The following is a 378-nucleotide window of genomic DNA, read 5'->3' as shown; positions in this document are numbered from 1 at the left end:
AGCGGTCCATGATGATCTCCTCTGGACTGTGTTGGCTGCTGGTGATTTTTCTAAAACGGCAAGCGGCTCCGCGGTATCCAATACTTGGTTAGGGAAACCTACACCTGCGTATAGGTTCGGATCTCAGCACAGTCCAAACCCTCCCATCACCTGACGCTTGGTCGCTTCATCTATGAGACTGAGTTTGCACGGGAATAACCGATTTCGAGATTGCGTTTTACCAACCGGGATGGCTTGATGACGCGATCGATATCAGGTGGGAACCGGCATGCCTTCACTTGTACTTGTGAACCCGACACGACGATTACCCCCCCCGCTACGAAATCGGGGTTCTTTCCTTCGCATTCGCCCTTGCGGTCACGGTATTCTATCTCGACA

At 52.4% G+C, this 378-nt stretch carries 1 protein-coding gene; it reads right to left on the bottom strand.

Annotated elements, in window-relative coordinates; genetic code table 11:
• Positions 1 to 170: 170 nt before the first annotated feature.
• Positions 171 to 378 (bottom strand): hypothetical protein (locus SB772_RS39360; RefSeq protein WP_410838432.1); only part of this gene is annotated, 208 nt, incomplete at its 5' end.

The organism is Paraburkholderia sp. SIMBA_030 (assembly GCF_046535245.1).
In the GTDB taxonomy this organism is placed as follows: domain Bacteria; phylum Pseudomonadota; class Gammaproteobacteria; order Burkholderiales; family Burkholderiaceae; genus Paraburkholderia.
This window is presented reverse-complemented; position numbering and strand designations above follow the sequence as displayed.